Raw genomic sequence first — 26,463 nt, forward strand, 5'->3', positions numbered from 1 at the left:
GAAATGTGTTGTAGTTATGAACCGTCGTCACCTTCTAAACTTCATCCTGGCAGGGCTGACGCTGCCAGCCTTTCCCAACGCCTTTGCCGCTTCAAGCGAGGTACGCTCCGTAAGGGCATCACGTACCGCTGGTCGCTTTCGCCTGGTACTGGATCTCAATGGCCCGAGCCACTATCGCACGTTCACGCTCGACTCACCTCATCGATTGGTCATCGATTTACCTAATACGACGTTAGCCACCAATGTTTCAAAATTGGATGTTACCGGCTCAGCAATCAAAACGATTCGGGGTGGAGCCCATGGTACGACAGGCAGTCGTATCGTCCTCGAATTGAAGCAGCCAGTAAAACTCGACAGCCTGGTGCTTGGCCCGTCCGGCTCCTTTGGTGATCGACTGGTGTTTGACCTTCACCCAATGGGGCCTGCAACCACACAAGTAGCGCATGCGGCATCGACAGCTCGCGCCAAGAAGCGTCCCGGCCGTGATCTGGTGGTTGTCGTAGATGCTGGTCATGGTGGCAAGGACCCTGGATGCATCAGTGCTAAAGGTGCCTATGAAAAGAAGGTCGCCCTGGCGATTGCTCATAATCTAGCCAAGCGGATCAACAAGGAGAAAGGCTACAAGGCCAAGCTGGTACGGACCGAGGATATTTTCGTTCCACTGCGCAAGCGCGTGGACATCGCTCACCAGTATGACGCCGACATGTTTATCTCGGTCCATGCCGATGCAGCACCCAACCGCCGTGCCCGTGGGGCTTCTGTCTTTGCGCTTTCCAGCAGCGGTGCGACGTCTGCTATGGCTCGCTGGATGGCGAAGCGGGAGAACGATGCCGATCTTGTCGGAGCCAATAGCCTGCCTCTGCAAGACAAGGATCCAGACCTCGCCAACGTTATTCTGGACATGTCCATGAGCACTACCATTGCTTCGAGCCTGGATCTGGGACACAGCGTACTAACGAGTCTGGGTACCGTTGCGAAGATACATCAGAAGCAGGTCCAGCAAGCTGGTTTTGCTGTACTCAAGTCACCTGACATCCCGTCGATTCTGGTAGAAACGGGGTTCATGAGCAATGCTCAGGACAGCAAACGGTTGCTCAATCCCCGTCACCAGCAAGTAGTCGCTGATCGTATATTTCATGGGGTACACACCTACTTCAGCCAGCGGCCACCGGTGGGGACTTACCTTGCAGATCAGAAGACAGCCGCAACGGCATGAGTTGATTTGGACTGACTGGAAATAAGCCAGTCAGTCCAACCAGGTCCCGAGAGTCAAGAACGCTGAGCTAGGAGCGATACCGAACAGGCCACCCTGCTTATTGCTTTATCAAGACCCGCACCGCTCATTGTTGATAAAGCGTAGCGGTGTTACCTGCTCCGCTCTACATGACCGTTGCTGAATTAGCCGGCCCGGTAAATAACTCTGTAGGTCCGCGTTGGGAGATAAAGACTTCATTGGCAGTACCAAACTGGTCGACACGTGCCTGGCTATTGATGCCGGCCTGATCGACAGTGAGCTGATTGGCGTCTCCTTCCTGTGTAAAATACAGCGTGGTAATGGATGTTTCCTGGCTGATGTCTGCAAAATTGCTGGCGCCGGTAGATCGACCAATGAGGGTCCCGGCTATTGTGTCCTGGTCGACGGTCAGCTCGTTTCCGTTACCGTCCTGGGCGACGTCTATCACGTTTAGGCCGCCTCCTTGAGTGAGGGAAGCAGTGTTGGCATCCCCCTCTTGAGCCAGACGAGTGGAATAAGCGCCATAACGACTCCCTGTCGACTGCTCAACTGTTGCGCTGTTTTCGTTGCCGTTTTGCACAACACTTACATCAGCTTCCATCGGGCCGCCACGTTGGGCCAGTGCGATCTGATTGTTATCGCTTTGTTGGGAAAGCGTGGCTGATTTGCCTTTTTCCTGAAGCGCTGTAATGGTATTTCCGTTACCCAGGGTATTCGCCACCAATGTTGTTACGCCATCGTCGATTTGATCGATCGTGTACAGGTTATTGTTGCCTTCCTGAGACAGCGTGGCGGTTTTACCTGGGTTGTAACCCAGTTGATTCAAAGTAAGTACATTCGCATCGCCATTTTGCACTACAGAAGCGTTGTCTCCCTCTCTGTTATTGCTATAACCGCTCTGCTCAAGTGTGATCTGATTATTTTCACCTAGCTGAGTAAGGCTGGCCGATACACCCGTTCGTTGTAATGCATTAATCGTGTTGCCGTTACCCAGGGTATTGGCTGTCAACGTGGCGCGCCCATCGCCTGCTTGCTCGATCGTGTGAGTATTGTTGTTGCCCTCCTGGTATAAGGTGGCGTCGTAACCAGAGTCACCGCCCTGCTGGTTTACAGTGACAATATTGGTATCGCCAACCTGCAGGATCGAAGCCTCGCTTCCACTCCCGGCGGTAGCTTGATGGACAGCAGCGCTATTGCCATTACCCGTCTGGTCAAGCGTCATTCTATGGCCAGAGGCTTGTTACAGTACGTCGGCGTCATTGTTATTGCCCGTTTGTATAACGGTTGAGCTCTGGTGGTCTGCTAACAGCTGCTCCTGTGTCGCGTTATTACCGTCGCCACGCTGCTCCAGGGAAGCCTCATTGTCGAATCCACTCTGCGTTTGTGTGGCGCGGTTGTTTTCAGCTACGACAAGGCTGCTGAACGAGGCAAGGACGATAAGCGCCAGGGGGGTGAGCTTGAACATGATAACTTTCCTTGTGTGTCCATTAGGGCTCAGTCAGTCACAAGACCGAGAGAGGAACCTATAGACCACCTTCAACAGGCTGGCAAAGCCATTGGTCCTGAAGCGCTGACAAGCAGGAGTACTTGCCAGCTGAGCGATGACGTTATGCAAAGTAGGAGAGTGCAGGCCTTGACTTCTGGCCATGGTTGGTCATTACGTTTCATATCAATGAACGTGGCTGTATTACACAGGCATAATGATTGTCAGGCGTCGCTAATCGTATTCGGGAGAAGACATGCGAAACTGGGTGTTAATGACGTTGGCCTTGCTGGTGCACGGAGTCGCCTATGGTGCCGGTGACGCAACGGCAGGGAAAAAGTATTTTACGTCCTGGTGTGGTAACTGTCATAAGGTGGGGACCTATGCCAGGGGCTCGTTCGGCCCCGAACTCAACGCTATTTTCGGACGCAAGGCAGGGGCTACTGAAGACTTCGACTATTCCGAGGCCATGAAAGCGTCAGGAATTGTCTGGAATGAGGAAACCCTCGCTGCCTACTTAAAGGATCCGGACAAGGTCGTACCCGGCACAAAGATGCGTTTCTGGGGAATGAGTAATGAGCAGCAGATTGCCGACCTGCTTGCCTATCTTGCGACCTTCCAGAACAAAGGACAGTAAGCGCTTGCTGCGCCAGAATCATTTCAGGCGTCTGCTTTGAGTGAGTGGCTAGCCTTTACTGTGAGTCTGGCCAGGCCATCGATCAAAACGCCCGCCAATATGCCGATACCGTAAGCAACGATATCCATCCAGGAAAACGTAGTGCCCAAGGCAAGATGGCCTAGCGGATGGTGGCGAATCGCATTGATCCAGGGCGCCTGGTAAAGCTGCGTTGCCTCCACCGCACATGAAATACTAAATGCTGTTACCGCCAGGCATGCAGCATTGGCGCGGCGCGCGATCAAAGCCAGACCTGTAAGGATCATGAGCGCCCAAAGCGCATCGCCTGGGTATTTTCCAAGAGCGTCAGGAATGATGATAGGAAACTGGCGAGAGGTTAGCCCGAGCGCTATTACAGCACAAAGGGCTAGACCAAGATGGAGTCTGTTACGGTTCCTTTGGGCGCAGTCAGCAGAAGAGCGTAATGAATTGAGAGTAATTTTATATAGTCTCGATTACTGGTATGAATATGCTGTAGCAAACCCATCCTGTGGACGAGCCAGCTAAAAGCAGGTGAATTTTTCTAAATATCTTTTGCGGGACGATTTTAAAGCTTCAGACCGCTTTTTATTTAATATTTCTTTCGTCACGTTACGTCCACTTAGGATCGTCAAGCACTTGATGCATTAAGTTCGATCCAAAATCGGATGGAACCATCTCCGCAGTCAGGCTTTCCCATTTTTAGACAGCACTTGGACACGTCCGCTGTCCTTATCCAAGCCGCCTTCATCTTTTCATCGCGGCGTCACTGACGAGAGGACTATTTTATGCCTACTGATAACCAGTACACCATGCAGAATCCCCTGACCCAATATCCCCAGCCAGAATTTCCGAAGCAGCCGCAAAATCCGCCCGGTCTCGCTCAGGACATGCAGCCACGCCCTGACCACGGTGAAACCAGTTACAAGGGATTTGGACGTCTTGCGGGCCGCAAGGCGCTTATTACCGGCGCGGACTCGGGTATCGGGCGAGCAACGGCAATCGCTTATGCGCGCGAGGGGGCCGACATCGTGCTGAATTATCTGCCTGAAGAAGAGGCGGATGCGAAAGAAGTTGTACAACTGATCGAAGCGGAAGGTCGTAAAGCGGTTTGCGTTCCGGGCGACCTGAAAAGCGAGGCCTTTTGCAATGAATTGATTGGCAAAGCCAAGGATGCACTGGGTGGACTGGATATTCTGGTCAACGTGGCAGGTAAGCAGACAGCCGTTGAAGACATCGCCAATTTGACCACTGATCAATTCGACGCCACTTACAAGACCAATGTGTATGCGCTGTTCTGGCTATGCAAGGCGGCAATTCCGCATATGCCGGCCGGTGCCGCTATTATCAACACCACGTCCATTCAGGCCGTGCAACCGTCGGAAACCCTACTGGATTACGCGCCTACTAAAGCGGCGATCACTGCCTTTACCAAGGCGTTGGCCAAACAGGTCATTTCCAAGGGTATCCGCGTCAATGCGGTAGCACCCGGACCCTTCTGGACTCCACTTCAGCCCAGCGGCGGCCAGCCTCAAGAGAAGATTCCGTCGTTTGGCAGCGAGACCGTCTTCAAGCGGCCTGGCCAACCGGCAGAGCTGGCTCCGATCTACGTCATTCTGGCTTCCCAGGAGTCCAGCTATGTGACGGGTGAAGTATACGGCGCAACCGGCGGCATGGCCTGACGGATCGCATCATGCAGACGTTCGAGACGCACCGCATTGAGGGGTACGCGCCCCTGGAAAATTATGCTGCGTTAAGTGATGGCCGCTCGGTCGCCCTGGTAGCGGCTGACGGCTCCATCGATTGGTGGTGTGCCCCCAATATGGACTCACCCCCTCTGTTTGATCGTCTGCTAGATGCGCCCAGCGGTGGTTATTTTTCGATTACCCCTGTCCAACCTTACACAGCCCGACGTGCCTATCTGCAAAGCAGCAATGTACTGGAGACGTTGTTTGAGACCGACTCGGGTCAGGTCCGCCTGACCGAGTCGCTTAACAGTGGATCTGCTGGCCGGTTGCCCTGGTCCGAGCTAGGGCGACGTATTGAGGGCGTACAGGGTGAGGTAACGCTTAGTATCGAGTTAGTGCCTGGTACGCGAGGCCAGACCATCTCACCGTGGATTCGCCAGACACCGAACGGTGAAGTGATGCATATCGATGGTCTGATGGCCATGCTGTGCTACGGCGATGAGGTGGTGATTGATGAATGTACCGACCGGCTGGTGCGTGCACGCGTTACGTTGAAACAAGGGGACCGTACCGTATTGGCGCTGATGGCGGCCGAGAATGAGCCATTGGCTGTGCCAACACTTGAGGAAGTCGACAAGCGTATTGATCGCAGTGACATGGCGTGGCGGGAATGGGCTGAAGGTCTGCAATACCAGGGGGTGTTCAAGGAAGCAGTCATTCGTTCGGCTCTCGCGCTAAAACTTCTCTTGTATTCGCCAAGTGGCGCTATCGTGGCGGCACCTACATGTGGGCTGCCTGAAAGATTGGGAGGCGACAAGAATTACGAGTACCGCTATGCATGGGTACGAGATGCGGTGTTTACCATCAAAGCATTTCTGCGCATTGGTGCCATGGCAGAAGCACAGGCTGCGCTGGCGTGGTTGCAGAACGTCATCCGCCGGCACGGCCACCGTCTACACACCTGCTTTACTCTGGAGGGCGATAAGGCGCCGGAAGAGCGGGTGATCAATGTGCCGGGCTATCGAAAGTCCAGCCCTGTTCGAATAGGCAACCGAGCAAGTTATCAATGCCAGCTGAGCCTGTATGGCGATCTTTTAGAAACCATCCTCATGTATGTGGAGGGCGGTCATATCCTGGATTTTAATACCACCGGAATGCTGGTCGAGCTGGCCAATCTCTGCGCTGATCAATGGCATTGCAAGGACGCCGGGATGTGGGAGCTGGAAGAAGAGCAGCATTACACCATGTCCAAGTTAGGCTGCTGGTTTGCCTTGGATCGAGCAGTTAAGTTGGCAGAAAAGGGTCACATTCCCGATACGATGCAAAAGCGCTGGGAGCGTGAGCGTGACCGTATCCGTAATTGGATTGATGAACATTGCTGGTCCGAGGCCAAGCAGGCTTATACCTTCTATGCCGGTACTGACAAGCTGGACGCCGGCCTCTTGCTTGCTATTCGCTTCGGCTTTGAGAGCAAGCAGCGGTTGATCACCACGTGTGAAGCAATCCATCATGAACTGGCGCGCGGCCCGCTGGTGTATCGCTATAGCGGTGCGGAGAAAGAAGAGGGCGCGTTTCTGGCCTGTTCGTTCTGGCTGGTTGAAGCTTATGCTGTGCTGGGTGACAACGAGCGCGCCAAGGCATTGATGGAGGATGTGCTGAAAGTATCAACCAACGGGGTGGGATTGATGACCGAGATGATGGACCCCAAGACCGGCGAAGCACTGGGCAACTTCCCTCAAGGTTTAAGTCATCTTGCCATGATCCATGCCATTCTGGCCGTTGATGACCCTGCCAAGACCGAGTCCTGAATAAGAGCGGTTAACAAAACCTCTCTAATGAGCGCAGACAGACGATGCTAGGGATTGGGAATAGCAGAGTTAATAGATATCAAGCCTGCGTTCGCCTGCACAGGCCTGACTTTTTGTAGCGACTCTAGATATTTTTCTTCCCAAGTGGCCTTGTACCCGCTCAAACCTGTAATTAACGTCTTCTTGAAGACCTCGACTTCAAATCGCAAAGCCTGACAATTACCGCATTATTTCTTTTTCTCTGAAAAGATAACGGCAGTTTCTCACGGGATTAAACCTTCGCCGCGAGTGGGTGGAAGCGCGGGTAGGCCAGGTCTACCATAGAGGAAGCCAATCTTTAGCTACTGCCTATGGAGTTCTTATGCACGCGTCATCGTCCGTCGCTCCTGCTGTAGACGACGCCATTGCTCATGACAGGGAGGCGCTTATTCACCATTTGAAAGGAGTGGTCGGCCCTCAGCACGTATTGACCGACCCCTCCCGCACGAAGCGATTTCGCAGCGGGTATCGCTTTGGTACGGGTGATGCGATTGCTGTCGTTCAGCCCGGTTCGCTTCTGGAACAGTGGGAGGTGGTCAAGGCGTGTGTGAAAGCCAATACGATTATCATCATGCAGGCGGCCAATACAGGACTTACAGGCGGATCAACCCCCGACGGCAACGATTACGACCGTGACATTGTGCTCATCAATACCATGCGCATGAAGAAGATCCAGCTGATCATGAATGGAGAGCAGGTGATCTGTTTTCCTGGGTCCACCCTTGATCAGCTGGAGCGAGAGCTGAAAGTTCACGGCCGGGAGCCTCATTCGGTGATTGGCTCCTCTTGCATCGGTGCGTCCGTGCTGGGTGGCGTCTGTAACAATTCAGGCGGTTCGCTCATCCAGCGCGGCCCGGCGTATACCCAGATGGCGCTTTATGCGCGTCTGGATGAGCGTGGTGAGCTTCATCTGGTCAATCACCTTGGTGTTGCGCTAGGCAGTACGCCGGAGGAAATCCTGACGCGGCTGGATAATCACCAGTACAGTGAAGCCGACATCGAACGTGACGCAGGGGCCGGTTCTGACAAGGGCTACACCAGCCATGTGCGGGAGGTAGATGCCGATACCCCGGCGCGCTTCAACGCCGACACGAGCCGCTTGTATGAGGCTTCTGGCAGCGCAGGAAAGCTGGCTGTTTTTGCGGTTCGGCTGGATACCTTTCCCATCGAGAAAGATACCGCGGTTTTCTATATCGGCACTAACGATACCGCCGACCTTACGGAAATCCGGCGGCATATGCTCGCCAACTTTCCGCAATTACCCATTGCCGGTGAGTACATGCATCGGGATGCCTTCGATGTCGCAGAAGCCTACGGCAAAGACACTTTTCTCATCATCGACCGCCTAGGCACCGAACGGCTGCCCAAGTTGTTCTCGCTCAAGAGCCGTTTCGATGAGGTATTCAATCGCTTCAGCTTTCTACCATCGCACCTGGGTGACCGGGTTCTGCAGGCACTGAGCCGGTTGTTCCCAAGCCATCTGCCCAAGCGAATGAAAGCGTATCGGGATCAGTATGAGCACCATTTGATACTCAAGGTCGCAGGCCCTTTGATTGAAGAGACGCAGTATTATCTGGACAGCTTTTTCGGTCAAACCCGAGGCGCCTATTTCAGGTGCACGGCTGAAGAGGGGCGAAAGGCGTTCCTGCATCGCTTTGCCGCCGCCAGCGCAGCGGTACGTTATCGGGATGTTCATCCGCATGAGGTGGAAGACATCGTGGCGCTGGACATTGCATTGAGACGCAATGACCGAGAATGGTTCGAAACGCTTCCCGCTGACCTCGATGGCAAGCTTGTTCATAAGCTGTACTACGGTCATTTCTTCTGCCATGTTTTCCATCAGGATTACATCGTCAAGAAAGGTAATGACTGTCTGGCGATTGAGCATCGCATGTGGGACTTACTGGATCAGCGTGGTGCAGAGTATCCGGCAGAACACAACGTGGGCCATCTCTACCATGCCAAGCCGGGCCTAAAAGCGTTCTACCGCAAGCTCGATCCATGCAATAGCTTCAACCCTGGCATCGGACACACCAGCAAGTGCAGCCATTGGGCAGAGCCGGGAATACAGGCGGGAAGGGTGATTGAGTAAAGAAATTAGATGCTGAGTTAAATCAGGCGAAGAGAATAAATGACCGCCTTAGAACGGGTAACCGTGGGGAAGCTAAAGCGGTCGATATAAATGTTACGTATCGAATGTGAAGAAATGATGAATGCGCGATGAAGGAAGCATGACGGCTTACCAGTAGGTCTCCGATCATCAAGAACAAAGACCCAGGATTGGTATGTCTGTTTTTATCTTAGAAAAGGTAAAAGACCGTAGCCATATCGCTAGATATCATTTTGATATTAGTCAATGATAAAGCCGCTGAACGGTCTAAAAATATAGACAGGCGGTATTTTCGCAATGTGATCTGCAGCACATAATAGGCCGCCTCTTTTCAGGTCTCATGGAGGGTGATGGCGTGGCGGAAAGAGATAAGGCGAGACGGCTCGTAGAGCTGCAGAAGGAAATTCGTCAGTACCAGATAAAGGTAGACCAGGCCCGCCTGCTCGTCCAGAAAACTTTTCTGGATTACTCGGAAGCCTATAATACCTTGAGTTTGCTGGAGGCTCAGCTTGAAGCCGAATGGCAGCATCAGGGCGTTAGTGCCTGACAACTGCGTTTTATTCAGGCTGGGCGATTCTGGTTCGCGTAATCAGTTTTCTAATCGATAATTCAATAGTCCCGATTTTCAAATCGCTTCTGCCCTGTATCCTATGGCTGCGTATAACGCTTGAGGAGCAGGGTCGTGAGCAAGACGCGAGTAGGGGTTATCTTTGGCGGTCGCTCTTCGGAGCATGAGGTTTCATTACAATCCGCCAAAAATATTGTCGACGCCATCGACAAGGCGAAATTCGAGGTCATTCTTATCGGAATCGACAAGGAAGGCCGATGGCATCTCAATGATGCGTCCGATTATCTGCTTCATGCTGAGAACCCCGCGCTCATTGCACTCAATCGGTCCAATCGAGCCTTGGCCCTTGTGCCAGGACAGCGTGAGCAGCAACTGATTGAAACCTCTTCTGCCCTGGCGCTGGGGCAAATTGATGTCATTTTCCCGATTGTGCACGGCACCTTGGGCGAAGACGGTTCTCTTCAAGGGCTTCTCCGCATGGCCGATCTGCCTTTCGTGGGGTCTGGCGTGCTGGGGTCTGCTGTCTGCATGGATAAGGATGTTACCAAGCGGCTACTGCGCGATGCAGGATTACCGGTTACTCCCTTCCTGACATTCAGCCGCCTGACCGCTGCCCGCACTTCATTCAGTGAGGTCACCGCAGCGTTAGGGACGCCGGTGTTCGTCAAACCTGCCAATCAAGGTTCGTCCGTAGGTGTCAGCAAGGCGGAAACGGAAGCCGAATACCTTGATGCGATGGCTCAGGCATTTGCCTACGATACCAAGGTGTTGGTGGAGCAGGCCGTCAAGGGCCGTGAAATCGAGTGTGCAGTTCTCGGAAACGAGGAGCCGGTCGCCAGTGCGTGCGGAGAAATCGTTGTGCACAGTGGTTTCTACTCATACGACACCAAATATATTGATGACGCAGCGGCTGAGGTCAATGTCCCGGCGGATCTGCCGTCTGCGATCAGCGAGCGCATACGCTCACTGGCGTTGGACGCATTCAAGGTGCTGGGATGTTCGGGATTGGCAAGGGTCGATGTGTTTCTGACAGCCAGTGGCGAGGTCTTGATCAATGAAGTTAATACACTCCCGGGCTTTACCAATATCAGCATGTATCCCAAGCTCTGGGAAGCTAGCGGGCTGTCTTATCAGGATTTGATCACTCGGCTAATTGAGCTGGCGCAGGAGCGTCATGCCCAGGAGCGTGCACTTAAGCATTCACGTTAGTCGAGAAGAAGGCTAAGGCAGTCTGCCTTAGCCTCACAGCTTACAGCTTACAGCTTACAGCTTACAGCCTTTTGAGCCGCGGGTTTGGCAAGGATGCCGTCGGCCCGGAACATGGCCTTGATACCCCGTACGGCCTGACGAATACGGTCTTGGTTTTCAATCAACGCGAAACGGACATGGTCATCGCCGTAGTCTCCAAATCCAATCCCGGGTGAGACCGATACCTTGGCATCCGCCAGCAGCTTCTTGGCAAATTCAAGCGAGCCCAGGTGCGCATAGACTTCAGGGATTTTGGCCCAGACATACATCGATGCCTTTGGGTTCTCAACCATCCAGCCCGCTTCATGGAGACCTTTCACCAGCACATCCCGACGTTGCTGGTACTGCGTAGCAATGTCACGAACGCATTGCTGATCGCCTTCCAATGCCGCAATCGCAGCTACCTGTAATGGCGTAAATGTCCCGTAATCATGGTAGCTCTTGATACGCGCGAGCGCGTTGACCAACTCGGGGTTGCCTACCATGAAGCCGATTCGCCAGCCGGCCATGTTGTAGCTTTTTGACAGAGTGAAGAACTCGACGGCGATGTCCTTGGCACTCGGTACTTGCATGATGGACGGTGCCTTCCAGCCGTCGAACACGATGTCGGCATAGGCGAGGTCGTGAACGACCAGAACGTTGTATTGCTTGGCCAGGGCGATGACGCGTTCGAAAAACTCAAGCTCAACGCATTGAGCCGTGGGATTGGATGGAAACCCCAGGATCATCATCTTTGGCTTGGGAATACTTTCGCGAATAGCCCGCTCAAGCTCGGCAAAAAAGTCCATACCCGGTACCAGCGGTACGGAGCGTACCTGGGCACCGGCAATAACAGCACCATAGATATGAATCGGATAGCTGGGGTTTGGGACCAGTACCGTGTCGCCGGCGTCCAGGGTTGCCAGCATAAGATGGGCGAGACCTTCCTTTGACCCAATCGTGACGATGGCTTCGGACTCCGGATCAATTTCGACTGAATAACGATCCTGATACCAGCGCGAGATGGCGCGGCGCAGGCGAGGGATGCCTTTAGAGCTGGAGTAGCCGTGAGTGTCTTCACGCTGGGCGACCTGGCACAGCTTTTCCACAATGTGAGGCGGTGTGGCGCCGTCCGGATTACCCATGCTCAGGTCGATGATGTCCTCGCCACGACGGCGAGCGGCCAGCTTGAGTTCAGCGGTAATGTTGAAAACGTAAGGGGGGAGACGATCAATACGCGTGAAGCGACGCATGGAGCTGGAGTCAGCCATGTTTTCCTCGATAGACGTAAGCGCCCGGAACCGTCCGAGCGACGCAGGTCACAGCATGTGACGTGACATGACTGTAGCCGAGAGAAAAGCGAAGCGGCATAGACAGTTTTCTTTTTATTTAATGACCTTCTGTATTACACACCCTTCGAAAGGCCTGCGATCAGCTTGCCCAGGAGCTGATCCAGTTGATGCTGTTCTGCAGCGGTCAGTGCGGCCAATACCTGGCGCTCGTTTTCAACATGTGGCGCCAGCATCTCATCGATCAGCATTCGCCCTTTGTCTGTCAAGGCGACCAGTGTACCGCGGCGGTCAGAGGGGTGTTTGCGCCGTTCTATCAATTCGGCGCGCTCCAGACGATCCAGGCGGTTGGTCATGCCACCTGAAGAGATCATTGCCGCCTCATAAAGCGCCGTTGGCGTCAATGCAAATGGCTCTCCCGAGCGCCGCAGGGTGGCCAATACATCAAACTCCCCGGGATGCAATTCATAGCGGGCAAAGAAGGGATTGATGTAATCCCGCGTAATCAGCTGGGCAAGTTCACCAAATCTCCCCAGGACCTGCATGGGGAAGGGGTCTATATCCGGCCGTTGGGTTTTCCACTGCTGAGCAGCAAGCAGGGCTCGATCAGTCATATTTTATCCCCATATCTTGACGTTAAGATACTTTGCATTAAGGTAATTATAGAGAGGTCAATCCAGACAATCAAAAAGGAGTTGTGCATGACTGTCTCGAACCACACCTATAGAACCTGGTCAGTAGTGTTGGCCCTGATGCTGGTCAGCCTTAACCTAAGGCCCATCCTGGCTGCGATTGGACCATTGCTCGATGAAATCCAGCATACGACGGGGCTTACCAATGCTTCGGCAGGTCTGCTGACGACATTGCCCGTATTCGCAATGGGCGTGGGCGCCTTGTTTGGTTCACGGCTTCAGGTGCTTTTGGGGGAACATAAAGGGGTTATGGCTGGCGTAGTGGCGATTGCGTTTGCAGGTGTATTACGCTGGCTGCTGCCTTCGACAACTGGGCTTGTCCTGACGGCCATGCTTGCAGGGCTGGGTATCGCGTTGGTACAGGCGCTACTGCCCGCTTATATCAAACGTCACTTTCCTACCCGTGTAGGTATGCTGATGGGCCTTTACACCACCGGTATCATGGGTGGGGCCGCGCTTGCTGCAGCGTCAGCGTCGCCGCTGACACAGATCACCGGTAATTGGGAAATCACTTTTGCCCTGTGGTCCGTTCCTGCAGTCCTGGGTGCGCTGGCGTGGAGGCAGACTGCCTCACATGAAACTGCACCGGCCGCCACCGCGCCCGTCCGGCTCCCGTTGGGTGCCGGTAGAGCCTGGTTGCTGATGGCGGCTTTTGGTATCGGTACTGGTGCGTATACATTGGTACTCGCCTGGCTCCCGCCGTTCTATGTTCAGTTGGGGTGGTCTGCAGCTGACAGCGGCTATCTGCTCGGCGCACTGACGCTAACGGAAGTAGCTGCAGGGCTTTCCGTATCAATGTTCATTGGTCGCTTTCCTGATCGGCGTGTTCCGTTATTAGGTATGTTGCTGCTGATATTGGCGGGGTTGGCAGGACTCATGATCGCGCCTTTGTCAATGGCCATTCCCGCCGCCGTATTGCTCGGTATCGGAATCGGCGCACTGTTTCCGCTCTCCCTGATCGTGACTATGGATCACGTCAGCGATGCCAAAGGCGCCGGCGCATTGATGGGGTTCGTACAGGGGGGCGGTTACATCATTGCCAGCGGTATGCCCTTCCTGGCGGGGTTGATACGAGAACACTCAACCAATCTTTCCCAGGCATGGCTGCTGATGGCATTCGGTATTGTGGTGCTGATGGCAATCGTGATGCGTTTTAAGCCTGCCGCTCAGTTCGAGTCTCATAGCTGGCGTTTACAGCCTCGCTAGGTGCTACCTTGGCGGTCAGTCTGGTCCAGCACCGACCGCCTTTCCATTTAGGGTAGCTGACTCGCATCCCGGTTTGAGTCGAGCGGCTGCGTGGCAGAGGCAACGAAGCCTTTCTGGACCCTTTGGAGATAAAATCAGATAGGGTTCGTATGTCAGTGTGCAAAATAATGCATACCGCCATCTACCGGAATAACCGCGCCGGTGATGTAGCGTGCCAGTGGTGAGGCGAGAAACGCGACCAATGCAGCAACGTCTTCAGGCTCGCCAAAATAACCGGCCGGAATATGACGCTGAACGAAGTCGGCCCTGGCTTCAGCAGAAGGGTGCAGCTGGGTCATGACCTGCCTGCTATGGATTCGACCCGGCGCAATACAGTTGACGGTAATGCCTTGCACGGCGACCTCACAGGACAGTCCCTTCGACCAGAGATGCAGCGCACCCTTGGCTGCGCTCGCCGCGTTCAGGCTGCGCGGCTCCATGGACCCGCTGATTGAAATGATCCGACCCCAACGTCTGTTCTGCATAGCAGAAAGTACGGCATGGGTCAGCCGCCGGGCTGCAATGAAATTGATCAGAAAGGCTTGGCGCCACTCCTCTTCGCTTGCCATCAATGCGACAGGACGCGAGGCGCCTGCGGCATTGACCAGAATATCAATGACGCTGCCTTCGATCGCTTCAAGCACACTGTGCAACGCATCTTCGTCAGCCAGGTCCCCTGTAAGAAGCTTTACGGTAGGGGCGCCCAGCATGGACGCCTCACAAGCAACGGCCTGCAACCGCTCCGTATCCCTGGCAAGCAGAACGAGGTTGACACCCTCGGCAGCCAATAGCTTTGCAATACCAGCCCCTATGCCAGCGCTTGCACCCGTGACCAGCGCCGTCTTGTCATCAAGACAGATATCCATGATTACCACTCCTGGCTAACCAGATCGTGTATGGCGTCCGCAAGCGTGTCGACTTCCGCTTCGCTGATGATCAATGGCGGTAACAGGCGAATAGTATTTTCCCGCGTGACATTGATTAGCAGGCGATGCCGGTCAAGCGCCCGTTGCATCAGTGATCGACAGGGCTTATTCAACTGAATGCCCAGCAGGAGACCATGACCGCGTACTGCCTGAACCTGTGGGAGGTGGCTCAAGCGGTTCTCGAGGCGGTCCTTGAGTTGTGTACCCCGTTGTGCCGCATGCAGGACCAAGCCTTCTTCCTTGATAACATCCAGCACCGCACATCCCACTCGACATACGAGCGGATTTCCACCAAAGGTACTGCCATGGCTTCCTGGTGTGAAAAGATCGGCAGCAATGCCGGCTGCCAGGCAAGCGCCAATAGGCAAGCCATTGGCAAGCGCCTTGGCGAGTGTAACGACGTCGGGTTGGATGCCTTCATGTTGATAGGCGAACCAGGCACCTGTACGACCCATGCCGCTCTGAATTTCATCCAGCATGAGCAACCAGCCGTTGCGCGTGCAATGCGTACGTAACGCGGTAAGGTAACCCACGGGTGGCGCTATCACGCCGGCTTCTCCCTGAATGGGCTCAACCAGCAATGCTACAATCTGGTCACCATACCGTTGGGTTACGGCGTCAAGTGCATCCAAGTCACCAAACGGTATCCTGACAAAGTCGTTGATCAACGGCCCGAAGCCGTTGCGAACACTAGGGCTGTCGCTGGCGGATATCATGGCGAGTGAACGCCCATGAAATGCATTTTCCATCACGACCACCTTGGGTGTTAAGACGCCTTTATGCTGAGCATACCGACGGGCAAGTTTGAAAGCGGCCTCGTTGGCCTCCGAACCCGAATTGCCAAAGAACACGCGCTGCATACCTGTAAGCTTTGTCAGGCGCTCGGCCAACTCGTGCTGCCAGGTAATGCTGTAGTGATTGGAGGTGTGCAACAGCAGGTCGGCCTGCTCCTGAATGACTTGAGTAATCCGCGGGTGGGAGTGACCGATATTGGTTACTGCGACACCCGCAACAGCATCTAGATATTCAATTCCTTGCTGATCCCAAAGTCGCGTTCCCTTGCCCCTTACAAAGCTGACCGTCAACGGGCTATATGTCTGCATCAAGGGCAGGGATGAGCCTGTAAATGCAGACGTCTGGCCAAATCCGAAGGTAGAGGTTGAAGAGATAGCTGTCATAAAGCCTCCTATTAGAGAAGGCTTGAGTATCTTTATGTAGCAATATGAGATAAACGCTATGATTGTTCTATCACTTTGAATCCAGGCTTTAAAATGGATCTTTATCAAGCCATGACGGTGTTTGTACGTGTAGTCGAAAGTGGCAGCATGACTGCAGCAGGTGAACAGTGTGGGTTGTCCACTACGATGGTCGGCAACCATCTCCGCGCGTTGGAGAAGCGCCTCGGCATGAGTCTTTTGCGCAGGACTACCCGGCGGCAAAGCCTGACAGAGTTCGGGTCGGTCTATTATCAGCGGTGCGTCGAGGTGCTGGGTCTCGTAGCCGATTCGGAGCGTCTGGCTGAGCAGGCGCAGGCTAACCCTCATGGAGTCTTACGTCTCACGGCACCGCCCACGTTTGGCTCGGAATGCCTGATGCCTGCCTTGGCAGACTATCTGGCCCAGTACCCAGAAATCAGGCTCGACGTGGTATTAACGGATCGAGTGGTCGATCTGGTTGAGGAGGGTTTCGATGTCGCCATTCGCCTGGGCACGCTGGATGCGTCACGGCTCATTGCCCGACCACTGATGGACTATGGCCTGACGATATGTGCATCGCCTGAGTATCTACAGCGGCATGGTTACCCAGAGCGGCCGGAAGAGCTTTCCCACCATGAATGCTTGTCCTTCGCCTATCCTGCCGGCACGGAGTGGCGATGGACCGAAAAGCGTTGGTGCTTGAGCGGACCGGAAGGCGAGGTTTCCATCGATATCAGTGGCCGTGTCATAGTCAACAGTGCCCAGGGGCTTCGGCAGGCCGCGCTCAGTGGGATCGGAATCGTTATGCTACCTAACGTCCTCGTGTGGCAAGATCTGCAGCAGGGCAGGTTGGTCAAGCTGCTGGACCATTATCAATTGCCCAGCAGGCCCATGCACCTAGTCTATTCCCAGGACCGTTATCGCTCACCCAAACTCCGCAGTTTTGTTGATTATGCGTTAGAGACATTTAGGTAAGGATGCTGCTCTCCGCTCAAACATAGCTGTTGCTAACTGGCACAACTGTTGCTTTTATCTTGCTGCCCTTAAGTTAACGCCTCGATAACCGATACGTATAACAGGTGGATCATGTGCTTAATGACTTGTCAATAGCACTGGTCGAGCGAATTGATACTGAACATTCAGATGTAGTTCATCACGATCAATCATGAAAACACGTTATACAGGCACGGCGAACAGATTGCTAAATCCTGCTGCACAGCAGGAGGGTAGCGCTTTTGATCTTACAAAGGATGAATATGCGTTCATCAATCTGATCCTGAGGGAGCACGCGTCCAATGATGGACGTGCAGATGGTCAAGCGGCAGACGCCAATTTAATGACTGATCTTTCAGATACAGAGCTGAGGAGCGAGTTTTCCAATCAGGCCCAGATGCTTGATGCTGCCATGACGCTGATCGATGCTTCCTCTTTTTCCGGTCAGGAAACACTGGAGCAGGCGGCCCTCGAATGCCTCAAGCTGGCACGTGCCCTGGTTGGGCAATTGATGGGCCAGCCTGGAAGCAATGAGGTACCTTCAGTAGGATGATGCGTTTTACTCTCCGTCTCTGTTCATCCAGCTGTTGATTTCTGCGAAAGAAACGGCGCTTTCGGCAAAGCCGAATGTGCCTTCATCGCGAGCTTCCAATGCCGCTGCGATAAATCCACTCCATGCCGCTCGCGCCAATGAGCTACCCAGACTTATCCGTTTGACTCCCGCTTCGGCCAGCTCACTCACGCTATAGTTCGCTCCAGACAGGCCCATCACAACATTGACTGGCTTGGATACGGACTCGCAAATCAGCCGTATGGCTTCCAGATCAGGCAGCCCGGGCGCATACAAGACATCTGCTCCTGCTGCTTCGTAGGCTTGGAGACGCCGCACCGTATCATCGAGGCTTGCACCACCACAGGTATAGGTCTCAGCACGTGCGACCAGCATGAAAGGGTAACCCAGCTCCTTTACGGCTTCAGCTGCAGCCGCGATACGCTCCACCGCATGGTTGAAGTCGTAGAGAGGCGAGCTTGCGTTGCCGGTGGCATCCTCGATCGAGCCGCCTGCCAGTCCTATTTCAGCCGCCCGCTGTATCGTTTCGCTCACTGCTTCTGGCGAGTCACCAAAGCCGTTTTCCAGGTCTGCGCTGACCGGCAGGTCGGTTGCCAGAACGATACTTTCCGCATTGGCCAACACGCAATCACGGGAAAGGCTCCCGCGTGCATCCTGGCGCCCCAGGCTAAAGGCTAATCCTGCGCTGGTCGTTGCCAAGGCCTCGAAGCCAAGCCGGCTCAATATACGGGCGCTACCGGCATCCCATGGATTGGGCAGGATCAGCGGTTGATCATACGTATGAAGCTTCTTGAAGAGTGCCGCTTTCTCGAAAACATCCATGGCTAGGTCCTTTCAGGCTCAATAGTCAGGTAATTCTTGCAGCTGCTTTGACGACGTGCAGTCAAACCGGGTCCTGCATCTTGACGCAGTCATTGCTGGAGCAGACCGCCGTCTGTCAGCGGAAACAAGGGATGCAATTTCCTAAACTGAATTGAGACGGAGTCGACTAATCTCATCAATGGCCTATGGAGGCGACAGCTGGCACTAAACTCTTTTAAACGTCGTGTCTCAAAGCTCGCGTACAGGGATCCATCGTCAGGATCTTCACTTTCAGGGCATTTTTATCAGAGCCGCGCCCAGGCTCAACATTATGGATATGCCGAATGGACGCCTACGCCGTGCTTAATGAAGAGCTTACCCTTTTAGCCAGCAGCGACTCACTGCCACCCTATGACCGTAAGCTTGCCTCGTCGATTCTCTATCGCCTGCTGATGGAAGAGTCAGGCGAGATGTCTCAGATCTGCCGGTCCTCCATTCTGACCGTTCTGGCTATGTTGATTCGTGAAGATGTTGAAAAGAACAACAAGCAAGCCATCGCAACGACCAATCAGATTCTTGAGCGTATCAAGCAGTAATAAAAGTCCGCCTCATGCGCCTGAGTTCTAGAGCTCAGGCAGGCATCGACTCGCACAAACGATAAAGCAGGAGCTGTTAAACGCTCCCTGACAGCTTACTCACCACCTACCAACCGGTCGAGATCTATGGGGTCTCCCGGCTGGGTATGCAGTTTTCCTCTTAAATCTTCAAACATCTGGTCGTAATCCTCGTGATGCGTAAAGACGCTCGCCTTGGGTAGAGGCACACCATAGCGGCGCAGGCGATGATCAATTTCCGCCAGGAAGTTATAGGCTTCGTCTCGGTGCATGGAAAACTTTTCTTCTACCGCACGTTGGCCCACGTGGCCTGAGAGATGAAAGTGAGCATGCTGGTTTGAGGAAACAGGGTCGACCGCATATTCCAGCAGCAAATGCATGGCAGGAAGGTATCCATTGGCAACCTGATCGACTTCGATGTGGCCGGGCACGAACATGAGCAAACTCCTGAAGAATGATCACTAACGTTTCAACGCTGCTGGTGGATGATGTAACCGTCAAATCAGCAGCGACAGTATGAATGTCCAGACGCAAACATACGCCAACAGTGCCAGGCTGTACTGAAGCACCATTCTCATAATCGAAGATTCAGCACCTACCTGATCCACGGCGGCTGCGGCAATGGCGATCGACTGTGGTGAAATCAGCTTGGCCATCACGCCGCCGCTGGTATTGGCGGCGACAAGCAGTGCCTGGCTGGTGCCAATCTGAAGCGCTGTCACGGATTGCAGATGGGCAAACAGCGTGTTGTTGTTGACCACCGAGCCGGTGATAAAAACGCCCAGCCAGCCGATAGCAGGAGAAAGCAGTGGAAAGATGCTTCCGGTTTCTGCCAAGGCAAGCCCGATGGTAGAAGAGGCACCTGAAAAATTGGCGATATAAGCAACACCCATGATGAGGCAGATCATGATCAAGGGACGCCACAGCTCTTTTATGGTCTGTTTCAACTGCTCGCCTGCACCCTGCCATGAAAGCGTAGGAGAAAGCAGTGTGGTTAACAGTACTGAAAGTAGAATGGCTGTTCCCGGCGCGCTGATTAGCGCAACGCTCCAGGTAGCAGGTAAGGTATGAGCTACAGCGGCAATTGGTGGAATTTCTTCGATCTGCTGATGAAGAAACGGGGCATTCAATTTGAGCACGCTGGCCGCTAGCGGGCCCTGCGCTGCAAACAGCGATTTGAATGCGGGCAGGCTCCACAGCAGCACGATTCCGGTCAGAATATAAAAAGGCGACCAGGCTGCCAGAACCTGCATCAGAGACCAACGCTGTGTAGAGCGTGGCGGTGCGTCAGACTCGCGATAGATACGGCTGGGCTGCCAGACCTGCATGAACAGCGCAAGGGCCCCCATGGATACAAGCGGAGCGATGATATCCACCAGCTCCGGTCCTAGCAGATACAGCGTAAGCGTCTGCAGACCACTGAAGAGCACGCCGATCAACAAAAGGACCGGCCAGGTTTCACGGATGCCACGCAACCCATCCAGTACCAGGATCAAGAGCGTCGGAATAAGCAGGGTGGCTGGCTGAACAATGGCGATCATCATCAGCGCCATGTCATCCAGCGGCACAGAGCCTTGTTGCGCGCCAACAATTACCGGGATTCCGATGGCGCCATAGGCGCCAGCCGCAGCATTGGCCAGCAGGCACAGCATGGCAGCCTTGAGCGGCTTGAAACCCAACTCGACCAGAAGCGCCGCGCAGATGGCAATAGGTACACCAAAGCCTGCAGCACCCTCGAGAAAGCCACCAAAGCAGAACGCAATCAAGATGACCTGAATGCGCTGATCTTCAGAAATGGTGGCAATACTGCCACGGATGACATCAAACTTGCCGCTCTTGACTGCCAGTTTGTAAAGCCACACCGCCATCAGCACGATATAGCCAATCGGCCATAAACCGTTGGCGATGCCCAACAGTGCGGCGCTCAGGATTTTGCCAAGGGGCATGCCGAACAGAAACAGAGAGGAGACCACGGCAATGCCCAGGGTCAACAGGGAGGCGGTCAGCCCTTTCAACTTGAGAAGCGTCAGTGCTGTCAGAAAGAACAAGATGGGAACCGCGGCCACCAAAGCCGAGAGATAGGCGTTACCAAGCGGGTCGTATAGTTGTTGCCACATGACGGGGCTCCCTTAGCGGCCGGCCGGATCCCTATTGATCAGCACATTGGAGCATGCTGTCCCGTTCACCAGGCATTCCAGATTACGCAGTGTTACTTCGGAAATCTCGCGTAGCGCTTCGACGGTAAAGAAGCCCTGGTGTCCGGTCACAATTACATTGGGAAAGGTCATCAGCCGCTGGAAGATATCGTCATCAATGATGTCGGATGAGCGATCATGGAAGAAGAGGAAACTTTCCTGCTCATACACATCAATGGCCAGGGCGCCTAACTGACGGCTCTTCAGTGCCTCTATAACAGCGGCCGTGTCCACCAGTCCGCCGCGGGAGGTATTGACGAGCATGGCGCCGGGCTTCATCTCGGCCAAGGTGCGTTCATTGATGATGTGACGGGTTGCGTCCATCAAGGGGCAGTGCAACGTCACGATGTCCGATTGTGCCAGTAGCATGTCGAGGTCAACGAAATCCCCAAGCGTCTTGAATTCAGGCGCAGGCATGGGATCGTATCCCAGCAGGCGACAGCCAAATCCTTTCAGGATGCGGGCCGTTGCCAAACCGATTTTGCCGGTGCCGATAACCCCGACCGTTTTGCCATGCAGCGTAAACCCCAGCAGCCCCTCCAGCATGAAATTGCCTTCGCGGACGCGGTTATAAGCCCGATGCGTATGCCGGTTAAGCGTAAGGATAAGCGCAATGGTGTGCTCGGCCACTGCTTCGGGTGAATAGGCAGGGACACGCGCAACAAAGAGCCCTAGTCGCTCGGCAGCGTCGAGGTCTACATTATTAAAACCTGCACAACGCAGGAGAATCGCATTGACCCCATATTCCTTGAGTGTTTCGAGAACAGGCGCATCGAGTTGATCGTTGACGAAGGTGCAAATGGCGTCGCTGCCCTGCGCGAGCGCAACGGTTTGAAGCGAGAGCGGGACATTTTGATAGGTGAACTCGAAGTTGTGATGGGCGAAATGGTGTCTATTGGCTTCGTCAAGAAACCGCTGATCGTAGGGCTGGGCGCTGAAAACAGTGATTTTCATGCGATCTCCTCAAGTCACAAAAGAACGAAATGGTCGTCCGACGTCCGCTACTGCACGGCCAGTATGGCAATGCCCACATCTGAGACAGATACCCCAAGCCTAGACGAAACCGTCTAGGCTGCTACTTCAACGTGGGGTTCACTGAGCCTGAGCACGAAAATTGCGAATTGTGCAAACATCCTGAGAAAGCTTGTGCTGGTAAGCCGACTTCCATCAGCGCTACGCTTGCACCGTTTCCCTACTGGTTACAGGCGACGTGACGTCTGTAACCAGTAGGTTGTTTTCCTACATAGTCGATTACGAGCCCGCGCCATGAATGTCATCCTGAACCGTCGAACGTTTTTATTGGCTAGCGCTGTGGTGTCTGCGTCTTATTCGCTAGGTACGCTGGCTGGCGCTAATCGGGATGATGCTTCCTTTCAAGATCGGCTGGCTAAGTTGGAGCAGAAGCTGAACGGACGGCTTGGAGTATGCGCCATCGATACCGCAAATGGAGCACAGTTGGGCTATCGCGCCAATGAGCGGTTTGCCATGAACAGCACGTTCAAGGTCATGCTCGCTTCAGCGTTTCTCGCCCGAAGCCAAGACGAACCGGGGCTCCTCGAAGAGCGGCTCACGTACACCCGGGCCGATCTGGTCACATACTCTCCCGTGACGGAAAAGCACGTTTCCACTGGGATGACCGTTGCCGAATTGTGCGCCGCAGGCATTCAGTACAGTGATAACGCCGCGGCCAATGTGCTCATGAAAAAGCTGGGGGGCCCTGAAGCGGTCACCGCATTTGCCCGTTCGATAGGCGATACGCATTTTCGCCTCGATCGGTGGGAAACCGAACTCAATTCGGCTATTCCGGGAGATCCTCGTGATACGAGTACCCCTCAGGCCATGGCAATGAGCCTGCAACGTCTGGCATTGGGTGACATGCTGGCTGCGGATAAACAGCATCAGTTGCAGGCGTGGTTGAAAGGCAATACCACAGGCGGCAAGCGTATCCGGGCCGGGGTACCGGCTGGCTGGCAGGTAGGCGATAAGACAGGTACGGGTGATTACGGCTCGGCCAACGACGTGGCTATCCTCTGGCCGCCTCGCCGTGCACCCGTTGTGCTGGCTCTCTATTCCGCTCTTGAAAACCAGCAGGCGGAAGCGCGCAATGACGTGCTGGCCGATGCGGCGCGCATTGTGGCTGAATGGGTGACAGGCTGATTCCAGCCCATACGCTACGCTCATGCGCAGCGGGTAGTTAAACTGGTGTACAGGAGAGGGTATTCCTCCTTTAACTGCCCTTGGGCTAATGATGCCTACGAACCCTGTCTGGAAGGATTCGTAGGCATGTGCCTGTACCTTTCCCACATCAGGAAAGGTCAATCATGTACGTTTCTTTTCCCGCCGCTGTAACCGGTAGCTCTCCTGGCTGCGCGTTGCACTTTTGGCTTGGTGTAACGCTGAATGGGATGTTTCCCTCCTTCCCACTGGAACGCTATTCATGACCGGTCTGGGGTTCTGGATCATCGATACGCGATTCAGAGAGTGTCGCGCGTGGAGGTGTGATCAATCTTCTAGGCGGGCTTCGCCTGAACCCAAAAGTACATCTGGCGCACAAGATTGTGTCAAATCTTATGAGGCATATCTAGAAAGCTAAATAACTATGACGCTGCTATCACTTTGATTTCAAACGTAGCGCGTATAGTTCTTCCTGGCCTCCCTGCGCTGCGCTGGGGAGGCCTTTACCTCCGCATTCTGTTACGCAGAGGCGGGAAGGGAGACATCAACTCATGCAAGGAAGCTGCTATGAAGGGTGCGATCTTAAAGCCCCGAGGTTTTGCCGTGGCCGCCATAAAGGTAGTGCTGGCTGCTGGATTGTTATCCGCGTTATCAACGGCCGAAGCAGGCATTGACCTGGTAAGTCTGAACATGTCGGGTGCAAGTTTTGCAGCCGAGGTGCTGCCGGGCGCTAATGGCGTTAACTACATCTTTCCTACGGAGCAGTATTTCAAGGCGTGGAGCGCAAAGGGCATAAAGACCATTCGTTTCCCCATCCTGTGGGAACGTTTGCAGAAAACCACCTACGCATCGTTTGATCCAACTTATGCTGGGCTTGTAACCCAGACGCTGGACTACGCCCACAAATACAATATGCGGGTTATTCTGGACCTGCATAACTTTGCACGGTACAAGCATCAGCTGATTGGCAGTCGAAATGTCCCGCTAGACGCTTTTCGTGATGTCACGTATCGAATGGCAATGACATGGGGAAGTCATCCTGCCTTGTTCGCCTATGACGTGATGAATGAACCCTATGCGACGTCGGGTACGGTGGCGTCCATCATGCAGGCGGGTATCGATGGTATTCGCCGCATCGATAATACCCATTACATATTAGTGGAAGGTGAAAACTTCTCTAGTGCCTGGCTATGGTCGTCGTCTTCAAGTGCAGGTCTGCTTTCCGTCAAGGATCCGGCCGACAAGATTCTTTATTCAGCGCATACCTACCTGGACGATAACAACTCTGGCACTTATACCAATCCTCGGGATGCTGGGATGAATGATCCTATGGTTGGTGTCAATCGGGTCAGGCCGTTTGTAGAGTGGTTGAAAGCCAACAACAAGAAAGGCTATCTGGGAGAAATCGGTGTTCCGAACAATAATCCTGCCTGGTTACCTGCGCTCGACAATACTCTCAAGTACCTCGCTGAAAATTGTATCCCTGCTTCTGTCTGGGCTGCTGGGCCAGGATGGGGTGATGACTATGTATTGAGTGTGGAGCCTGTTGACGGCAAGGACCGCATCCAATGGCCGATCCTGCGTAAGTACGTGGAGACTAGTAATTCGTGTGTGTCTATTGGGCCACAAAAAGCGGCAAGCCCAACTCCGCCCGTGCCCCAACCCAAGCCTGAGCCGCAACCTCAACCAAAGCCCGTGCCCATTCCACAGCCAGTACCGGCTCCACAACCGCAGCCCGTACCTGAGCCCGCGCCAGTACCTCAGCCTGCACCGGCTCCCCTACCTAAGCCATTCGTTTGTCAGTTTGCACTGACATCATGGCTTCCAATCTGCCAGGCAAAGACAAACACGCACGCCTATTGGTGGCATTGGTAAGGCAGAAGCCCTGGCGAGTAAGGCGCCAGGGCTTGAGCATTAACCTGATCAGCGCTCAGCGTTGGGGCGCTCGATCTTGGCAGGTTCCGTTGACCGGGTTTTCCAGAGTGATACCAGTACGCCACCCGCCAGCAAGCTCAGCGTTACACTCAATGACAAGGCGGCAGGTATTTTGCCAATGATGCCCACCAGGAAGATCTTGCTTCCGATGAACACCAGAACCAACGCCAGCGCATACTTGAGGTAGGCGAAGCGATGAATCAGGGCAGCCAGCGCAAAGTAGAGTGCACGCAAACCCAGGATCGCAAAGATGTTCGAGGTGTAGACAATGAACGGGTCCTGTGTGATCGAGAAGATCGCCGGTACGCTGTCCACCGCAAACACCAGATCAGCACACTCAATCAGAATCAACGCGAGGAACAACGGTGTTGCCCACCAGACTGTGTGACCGGCAGCATTAGGTTTCCTTACAAAGAAGTGCTGCTCGTGCAGCTCGTTTGTAACGCGCATCCGTCTGCGCAAGAACTTGACCAGGACGTTATCTTCCAGGTTTGGAGCTTCATCCACCTTGGCGAACAGCATTTTGATGCCGGTGACGACAAGAAATACCCCGAACACATAAAGGATCCAGCTGAACTGATGGATAAGGGCTGCGCCCAGGCCAATCATAAGCGCTCGGAGGACGATTACACCCATGATTCCCCAGAACAGCACCTTGTGCTGATACTGTCGAGGAATGCCAAGAAAGCTGAAGATGATCGCCATGACAAACACATTGTCCATGGAGAGCGACTTTTCGATTAGAAAGCCGGTCAGGTAGTCCATGCTGGCGTCACCGCCTTTCTGGAACCATACCCATACGGCAAACAACAGGCCCATGCTGATATAGCCTGCCGAGAGGAATAGACTTTCCTTGATCCCTATCTCGTGATTGTCACGATGCAGAACCCCAAGATCAAGCGTGAGCAGGGTGATAACGACAGCCAGAAATGCGAGCCACAACCATGTGGCCGTACCAAGAAAATCGGCGAACAGAAACGCTTCTAGGGTGTTCATGAGCCCCTCCTTACAGTCGAAGT

The 26,463-nt window shown here is 54.1% G+C and carries 25 protein-coding genes and 1 riboswitch; of the genes, 13 read left to right on the top strand and 12 right to left on the bottom strand.

The features are described from left to right. Positions 1-16: 16 nt before the first annotated feature. A complete protein-coding gene (locus AC4LF3_RS19955; protein ID WP_219653364.1) occupies positions 17-1,216 on the top strand; it encodes an N-acetylmuramoyl-L-alanine amidase in 1,200 nt (399 codons plus the stop codon). A gap of 163 nt (positions 1,217-1,379) precedes the next feature. On the opposite strand, the gene AC4LF3_RS19960 is transcribed toward AC4LF3_RS19955, so the two are convergent. Together AC4LF3_RS19960 and AC4LF3_RS19965 are read right to left on the bottom strand one after the other, a co-directional pair. Beyond that, on the bottom strand, positions 1,380-2,456 hold the full coding sequence (locus AC4LF3_RS19960) for a hypothetical protein (RefSeq protein WP_491836426.1): 1,077 nt from the start codon (positions 2,454-2,456) through the stop codon (positions 1,380-1,382). Between the two features lie 18 nt (positions 2,457-2,474). Beyond that, on the bottom strand, positions 2,475-2,699 hold the full coding sequence (locus tag AC4LF3_RS19965) for a curlin repeat-containing protein (RefSeq protein WP_404628363.1): 225 nt from the start codon (positions 2,697-2,699) through the stop codon (positions 2,475-2,477). Between the two features lie 274 nt (positions 2,700-2,973). Here AC4LF3_RS19965 and AC4LF3_RS19970 point away from each other — a divergent pair, with 274 nt between their 5' ends. Beyond that, positions 2,974-3,354: a c-type cytochrome gene (locus AC4LF3_RS19970; protein WP_491836428.1), complete on the top strand. Its 381-nt coding sequence runs from the start codon at positions 2,974-2,976 to the stop codon at positions 3,352-3,354. A gap of 23 nt (positions 3,355-3,377) precedes the next feature. Here AC4LF3_RS19970 and AC4LF3_RS19975 read toward each other — a convergent pair whose 3' ends face one another. Next, positions 3,378-3,833, bottom strand: coding sequence for a ribosomal maturation YjgA family protein (locus AC4LF3_RS19975; RefSeq protein WP_491836842.1), 456 nt, complete (start codon positions 3,831-3,833; stop codon positions 3,378-3,380). A 327-nt stretch (positions 3,834-4,160) separates the two neighbouring features. Here AC4LF3_RS19975 and AC4LF3_RS19980 point away from each other — a divergent pair, with 327 nt between their 5' ends. From AC4LF3_RS19980 to ddlA, 5 genes are all read left to right on the top strand, one after another. Next, positions 4,161-5,054: an SDR family oxidoreductase gene (locus tag AC4LF3_RS19980; protein ID WP_074829320.1), complete on the top strand. Its 894-nt coding sequence runs from the start codon at positions 4,161-4,163 to the stop codon at positions 5,052-5,054. Between the two features lie 11 nt (positions 5,055-5,065). Continuing rightward, positions 5,066-6,868, top strand: a complete 1,803-nt coding sequence (locus AC4LF3_RS19985) for a glycoside hydrolase family 15 protein (protein WP_491836431.1) — start codon at positions 5,066-5,068, stop codon at positions 6,866-6,868. Between the two features lie 361 nt (positions 6,869-7,229). After that, positions 7,230-8,999 carry a D-lactate dehydrogenase gene (dld, locus tag AC4LF3_RS19990; RefSeq protein WP_491836433.1) on the top strand — a complete coding sequence of 590 codons (1,770 nt, stop codon included), beginning with the start codon at positions 7,230-7,232 and terminating at the stop codon, positions 8,997-8,999. A gap of 373 nt (positions 9,000-9,372) precedes the next feature. Continuing rightward, positions 9,373-9,564, top strand: coding sequence for a hypothetical protein (locus AC4LF3_RS19995; protein ID WP_010798621.1), 192 nt, complete (start codon positions 9,373-9,375; stop codon positions 9,562-9,564). A 135-nt stretch (positions 9,565-9,699) separates the two neighbouring features. Continuing rightward, a complete protein-coding gene (gene ddlA / locus AC4LF3_RS20000; protein ID WP_312271520.1) occupies positions 9,700-10,794 on the top strand; it encodes a D-alanine--D-alanine ligase in 1,095 nt (364 codons plus the stop codon). A 47-nt stretch (positions 10,795-10,841) separates the two neighbouring features. On the opposite strand, the gene alaC is transcribed toward ddlA, so the two are convergent. Then, positions 10,842-12,083: an alanine transaminase gene (gene alaC, locus AC4LF3_RS20005; protein WP_491836435.1), complete on the bottom strand. Its 1,242-nt coding sequence runs from the start codon at positions 12,081-12,083 to the stop codon at positions 10,842-10,844. Positions 12,084-12,217: 134 nt separating this feature from the next. Continuing rightward, positions 12,218-12,715, bottom strand: coding sequence for a MarR family winged helix-turn-helix transcriptional regulator (locus AC4LF3_RS20010; RefSeq protein ID WP_122044080.1), 498 nt, complete (start codon positions 12,713-12,715; stop codon positions 12,218-12,220). Positions 12,716-12,802: 87 nt separating this feature from the next. On the opposite strand from AC4LF3_RS20010, the gene AC4LF3_RS20015 reads away from it, so the two are divergent. Continuing rightward, positions 12,803-13,999, top strand: a complete 1,197-nt coding sequence (locus tag AC4LF3_RS20015) for an MFS transporter (RefSeq protein WP_491836437.1) — start codon at positions 12,803-12,805, stop codon at positions 13,997-13,999. A gap of 152 nt (positions 14,000-14,151) precedes the next feature. On the opposite strand, the gene AC4LF3_RS20020 is transcribed toward AC4LF3_RS20015, so the two are convergent. Both AC4LF3_RS20020 and AC4LF3_RS20025 read right to left on the bottom strand, forming a co-directional pair. After that, positions 14,152-14,904: an SDR family NAD(P)-dependent oxidoreductase gene (locus tag AC4LF3_RS20020; RefSeq protein ID WP_491836439.1), complete on the bottom strand. Its 753-nt coding sequence runs from the start codon at positions 14,902-14,904 to the stop codon at positions 14,152-14,154. 2 nt (positions 14,905-14,906) lie between these two features. After that, positions 14,907-16,067, bottom strand: a complete 1,161-nt coding sequence (locus AC4LF3_RS20025; RefSeq protein ID WP_491836843.1) for an aspartate aminotransferase family protein — start codon at positions 16,065-16,067, stop codon at positions 14,907-14,909. 168 nt (positions 16,068-16,235) lie between these two features. On the opposite strand from AC4LF3_RS20025, the gene AC4LF3_RS20030 reads away from it, so the two are divergent. Both AC4LF3_RS20030 and AC4LF3_RS20035 read left to right on the top strand, forming a co-directional pair. Further along, positions 16,236-17,135, top strand: a complete 900-nt coding sequence (locus tag AC4LF3_RS20030) for a LysR family transcriptional regulator (RefSeq protein WP_074829341.1) — start codon at positions 16,236-16,238, stop codon at positions 17,133-17,135. A gap of 190 nt (positions 17,136-17,325) precedes the next feature. Then, the gene (locus tag AC4LF3_RS20035) at positions 17,326-17,706 is read left to right on the top strand and encodes a hypothetical protein (protein WP_074829344.1); all 381 of its coding nucleotides are present in this window, start codon (positions 17,326-17,328) and stop codon (positions 17,704-17,706) included. 6 nt (positions 17,707-17,712) lie between these two features. On the opposite strand, the gene AC4LF3_RS20040 is transcribed toward AC4LF3_RS20035, so the two are convergent. Further along, positions 17,713-18,546 (bottom strand): isocitrate lyase/PEP mutase family protein, encoded by an 834-nt coding sequence (locus tag AC4LF3_RS20040; RefSeq protein WP_125889164.1) that lies wholly within the window; start codon positions 18,544-18,546, stop codon positions 17,713-17,715. 323 nt (positions 18,547-18,869) lie between these two features. Here AC4LF3_RS20040 and AC4LF3_RS20045 point away from each other — a divergent pair, with 323 nt between their 5' ends. Further along, entirely contained in the window at positions 18,870-19,121 is a 252-nt protein-coding gene (locus AC4LF3_RS20045; RefSeq protein ID WP_010798611.1) for a hypothetical protein, read from the top strand. Between the two features lie 95 nt (positions 19,122-19,216). On the opposite strand, the gene AC4LF3_RS20050 is transcribed toward AC4LF3_RS20045, so the two are convergent. The 3 genes from AC4LF3_RS20050 to AC4LF3_RS20060 are packed head-to-tail and all read right to left on the bottom strand — an operon-like array spanning position 19,217 to position 22,288. Then, on the bottom strand, positions 19,217-19,576 hold the full coding sequence (locus AC4LF3_RS20050) for a DUF5064 family protein (protein ID WP_491836443.1): 360 nt from the start codon (positions 19,574-19,576) through the stop codon (positions 19,217-19,219). A 60-nt stretch (positions 19,577-19,636) separates the two neighbouring features. Continuing rightward, on the bottom strand, positions 19,637-21,256 hold the full coding sequence (locus AC4LF3_RS20055) for an L-lactate permease (RefSeq protein ID WP_434140815.1): 1,620 nt from the start codon (positions 21,254-21,256) through the stop codon (positions 19,637-19,639). A gap of 12 nt (positions 21,257-21,268) precedes the next feature. Further along, on the bottom strand, positions 21,269-22,288 hold the full coding sequence (locus tag AC4LF3_RS20060; RefSeq protein ID WP_074829354.1) for a 2-hydroxyacid dehydrogenase: 1,020 nt from the start codon (positions 22,286-22,288) through the stop codon (positions 21,269-21,271). Between the two features lie 312 nt (positions 22,289-22,600). Here AC4LF3_RS20060 and blaLUT point away from each other — a divergent pair, with 312 nt between their 5' ends. After that, on the top strand, positions 22,601-23,491 hold the full coding sequence (blaLUT, locus tag AC4LF3_RS20065; protein WP_491836446.1) for an LUT family class A beta-lactamase: 891 nt from the start codon (positions 22,601-22,603) through the stop codon (positions 23,489-23,491). Positions 23,492-23,534: 43 nt separating this feature from the next. Next, a riboswitch (Fluoride riboswitch) is annotated at positions 23,535-23,596 on the top strand. Positions 23,597-24,076: 480 nt separating this feature from the next. Beyond that, positions 24,077-25,384 carry a glycoside hydrolase family 5 protein gene (locus AC4LF3_RS20070; RefSeq protein WP_491836448.1) on the top strand — a complete coding sequence of 436 codons (1,308 nt, stop codon included), beginning with the start codon at positions 24,077-24,079 and terminating at the stop codon, positions 25,382-25,384. A gap of 48 nt (positions 25,385-25,432) precedes the next feature. Here AC4LF3_RS20070 and AC4LF3_RS20075 read toward each other — a convergent pair whose 3' ends face one another. Further along, positions 25,433-26,440: a TerC family protein gene (locus AC4LF3_RS20075; protein ID WP_404628351.1), complete on the bottom strand. Its 1,008-nt coding sequence runs from the start codon at positions 26,438-26,440 to the stop codon at positions 25,433-25,435. Positions 26,441-26,463: the final 23 nt, after the last annotated feature.

The sequence above is a fragment of the Pseudomonas sp. C2.3V genome, from assembly GCF_058536325.1.

What these genes read in the sequence shown, in the direction of transcription:
- AC4LF3_RS19955 (WP_219653364.1), top strand. Translation starts at nt 17, where the DNA reads ATGAACCGTCGTCACCTTCTAAACTTCATCCTGGCAGGGCTGACGCTG.
- AC4LF3_RS19960 (WP_491836426.1), bottom strand. Translation starts at nt 2,456, where the DNA reads ATGACGCTTGACCAGACGGGTAATGGCAATAGCGCTGCTGTCCATCAA.
- AC4LF3_RS19965 (WP_404628363.1), bottom strand. Translation starts at nt 2,699, where the DNA reads ATGTTCAAGCTCACCCCCCTGGCGCTTATCGTCCTTGCCTCGTTCAGC.
- AC4LF3_RS19970 (WP_491836428.1), top strand. Translation starts at nt 2,974, where the DNA reads ATGCGAAACTGGGTGTTAATGACGTTGGCCTTGCTGGTGCACGGAGTC.
- AC4LF3_RS19980 (WP_074829320.1), top strand. Translation starts at nt 4,161, where the DNA reads ATGCCTACTGATAACCAGTACACCATGCAGAATCCCCTGACCCAATAT.
- AC4LF3_RS19985 (WP_491836431.1), top strand. Translation starts at nt 5,066, where the DNA reads ATGCAGACGTTCGAGACGCACCGCATTGAGGGGTACGCGCCCCTGGAA.
- dld (WP_491836433.1), top strand. Translation starts at nt 7,230, where the DNA reads ATGCACGCGTCATCGTCCGTCGCTCCTGCTGTAGACGACGCCATTGCT.
- alaC (WP_491836435.1), bottom strand. Translation starts at nt 12,083, where the DNA reads ATGGCTGACTCCAGCTCCATGCGTCGCTTCACGCGTATTGATCGTCTC.
- AC4LF3_RS20010 (WP_122044080.1), bottom strand. Translation starts at nt 12,715, where the DNA reads ATGACTGATCGAGCCCTGCTTGCTGCTCAGCAGTGGAAAACCCAACGG.
- AC4LF3_RS20015 (WP_491836437.1), top strand. Translation starts at nt 12,803, where the DNA reads ATGACTGTCTCGAACCACACCTATAGAACCTGGTCAGTAGTGTTGGCC.
- AC4LF3_RS20020 (WP_491836439.1), bottom strand. Translation starts at nt 14,904, where the DNA reads ATGGATATCTGTCTTGATGACAAGACGGCGCTGGTCACGGGTGCAAGC.
- AC4LF3_RS20025 (WP_491836843.1), bottom strand. Translation starts at nt 16,067, where the DNA reads ATGCAGACATATAGCCCGTTGACGGTCAGCTTTGTAAGGGGCAAGGGA.
- AC4LF3_RS20030 (WP_074829341.1), top strand. Translation starts at nt 16,236, where the DNA reads ATGGATCTTTATCAAGCCATGACGGTGTTTGTACGTGTAGTCGAAAGT.
- AC4LF3_RS20035 (WP_074829344.1), top strand. Translation starts at nt 17,326, where the DNA reads ATGAAAACACGTTATACAGGCACGGCGAACAGATTGCTAAATCCTGCT.
- AC4LF3_RS20040 (WP_125889164.1), bottom strand. Translation starts at nt 18,546, where the DNA reads ATGGATGTTTTCGAGAAAGCGGCACTCTTCAAGAAGCTTCATACGTAT.
- AC4LF3_RS20045 (WP_010798611.1), top strand. Translation starts at nt 18,870, where the DNA reads ATGGACGCCTACGCCGTGCTTAATGAAGAGCTTACCCTTTTAGCCAGC.
- AC4LF3_RS20050 (WP_491836443.1), bottom strand. Translation starts at nt 19,576, where the DNA reads ATGTTCGTGCCCGGCCACATCGAAGTCGATCAGGTTGCCAATGGATAC.
- AC4LF3_RS20055 (WP_434140815.1), bottom strand. Translation starts at nt 21,256, where the DNA reads ATGTGGCAACAACTATACGACCCGCTTGGTAACGCCTATCTCTCGGCT.
- AC4LF3_RS20060 (WP_074829354.1), bottom strand. Translation starts at nt 22,288, where the DNA reads ATGAAAATCACTGTTTTCAGCGCCCAGCCCTACGATCAGCGGTTTCTT.
- blaLUT (WP_491836446.1), top strand. Translation starts at nt 22,601, where the DNA reads ATGAATGTCATCCTGAACCGTCGAACGTTTTTATTGGCTAGCGCTGTG.
- AC4LF3_RS20070 (WP_491836448.1), top strand. Translation starts at nt 24,077, where the DNA reads ATGAAGGGTGCGATCTTAAAGCCCCGAGGTTTTGCCGTGGCCGCCATA.
- AC4LF3_RS20075 (WP_404628351.1), bottom strand. Translation starts at nt 26,440, where the DNA reads ATGAACACCCTAGAAGCGTTTCTGTTCGCCGATTTTCTTGGTACGGCC.